The 2,371-nt window shown below is 43.2% G+C and carries 2 protein-coding genes; both read right to left on the bottom strand.

The annotated features are described in order from the left end of the window. Positions 1–2,057: glycosyltransferase family protein (locus tag HW443_RS10710; RefSeq protein ID WP_176238181.1), on the bottom strand; the 2,057-nt coding region annotated here is incomplete at its 3' end. Continuing rightward, positions 2,054–2,371 (bottom strand): asparagine synthase-related protein (locus HW443_RS10715; RefSeq protein WP_219857246.1); only part of this gene is annotated, 318 nt, incomplete at its 5' end. The genes HW443_RS10710 and HW443_RS10715, both read right to left, overlap by 4 nt.

A 2,371-nucleotide genomic window follows, 5' to 3' on the forward strand; every position in this document is an offset into this window, starting at 1 on the left:
TCATAAGCGCCTCCTTGAGGAACAAAAAACTGCTCCTCTACCCTTTTCAGCGCATCGACAACAGCAAGTTTGTGTTTGGTCACAAATATATGGTCAGCTTTACCCAGGATGAAATCCGGCGAAGTTTGCTCTGGGCTCTGGAAGAAAATGGCGCTCTTGATCTTATAATCCTTAAAGGACAGAATCGGTGCGATGCTCTCTGTGTCACCCTGAGCATAGATAATATCCTCCGGCACATAGAAGCGAGGGAGCAAGTATCTTTCGTCTATTCTGTAGAAGTCTAACTTCCCAAAGCTCCTCTCCCAGGAAACACCCTCCTTGCGATCTAAAGCTCTCTTCATTGCCTGCAACCCGATCTGGGGAGACTTCGTTTCCCACTCCAGATAGCTAAGATCCACATCATTGCTCAGGACTACATACCTGGCGTTAAGCAGAGAGGAGACTTTTAAAAGGGCGTCACTCTGGCTGAGCAAGAGAGAGGGTAGCATAAAATTTATCTCGTTAAAGGGAATTCCTAACAGTTGATTTACGACAGGCTTACCAAGCAATAGAGAAACCGGGTTGGTTCCCCAAAAACCCTTCTCCCATCTGTAGGCAACCCAGTACACGCGAATGAAGGGGAAGGAGATCAACCGAAAATCATCTCTCTTTTGGGCAAGCCATCTGTCAGCTTCACCATATTCTGAGGGAACTCTTACATATGGAGATACAACAGATCTAACTTTTCCATGAGGTAGCAAGAAAACATCGCCTGTCCACATAGGAAATACGTACGCACCTAAAATGGAAACGGATAGCAAGGACAGAAAGATACCTCTGACAACACTTGGACACGATTTTCTCAGGATGCCATTTATATTTCCCATGCCTACTCCAAAAAGGACCGCATAGCTAAACATCAAGACCGTTCCAAACTTTTCGAAGAAATAGCGAAACATGGGAAAACCGGGTACGTTCTCGAAAATCCAACCAAAAATTCCCCCCAGAGGAGGTTGCAGCCCTTTTGAAAAGAATAGAGCCACTATTGAAGTGGCCAGGAAAAAAAGAACCAGTTTTTCCTTCTTGCCTGTTAAGGCAGGAGAAATAAGAACGAGAACAGGGATTAAGAAGCTGATGAATATAAAAATATTGAGAAAATAAATACTTTTGAAAATATCAAAGAAAATATTACCGCTTAATGTTAACCTGAACACGTATAGAAGACTCGCGAGGTCACTAACGGAGATCATAAATTTGTAACTATCTATGATATCTACCGCTGCCAGATCCACCCACTTCATTGCAAAAGGTACCTGCTGTACAAGGGGAAAGATCCACCACAAATTTAAAAATAGTCCCAGAAAACCGGTGATAGCGAAAAATTTCAAGGAGTCCCAGATCTCTTTCTTATCTTTTCTATTAACAACGATATGGAAGAGGAAGAATAAAAACAGAAAGAGAATAAAGGGGATTATGAAGGCAGGATTGTTGAATACGCTGACAAAGATTAAAAACAGCAGATTGATTAAAAGGGCAAAGGAAAATCTCTTGGACGCCAATCCTCTAGCCCATAAAGCCAGAGCCCACGGCATCAAGGGCAAAAGGAAGAGAGAGGAATATAATGAGGTCCATATGTAAGCCATGGAAAAGAAATTGAACATATAAAAGAGAGATGATAGGAGAGCGACCAACCTGTCTTTTTTCTGGCCCTGCAAGATGAGCATTAAAAAATACATCCCCAAACCAGACAGGATCAATAAAGAGCAAAATAAGAATTTTTGTTTTAATGCCGGAGAAAAGCCTATCTCCTCTAAAACAGCCATCAAAAAGTAGAAGAGGGTCAAAGTAATTCCCCATCCACCTGGTACTCCGGTAGAACCAGTATTTGACCAGGTAAAGCCAATGGAATCAAAGACTCGCTTCGAATTGTAAAAAAAGGAAAGACCACTATCCCCGTAGGCCACTAACATCCCGTGGCGAAGCCAAATCAGAGGCACAAGCCCAGCCAGAAAGATCAGGCCCAGAGAAATAAAATCGTATTTATACGTCCTCAGGTAAGCAGTTGCCTTACTTCTCATGGGTTTATCAAGCCTCCTGGGTTATCCAGGAACCTGCGCATCCATAGCTCTAGAACAACAAAAACCCATACTTTTAGATAACCTGCTCTCCCCTTCTTGAAGTCCGAATAAACTCTCTCTAACTGGTCGGGGTCGAAAATCCCTCTCTTCTTTACGGACCTCGGGGAGAACACATCCTCTACAATAGGTTTAAGCTCTTTCTCCAACCAACTCGCCATGGGCAGCTCAAAACCCATCTTCTTCCTGTTAACGATCTCTTCGGGCAAAAGATCTCTCAGGGATTCCAGGAAAATGTACTTCGCGGTACTGCCTTG

This window comes from Candidatus Hakubella thermalkaliphila, from assembly GCF_013281975.1.
Classification (GTDB): Bacteria; Actinomycetota; Humimicrobiia; order Hakubellales; family Hakubellaceae; genus Hakubella; species Hakubella thermalkaliphila.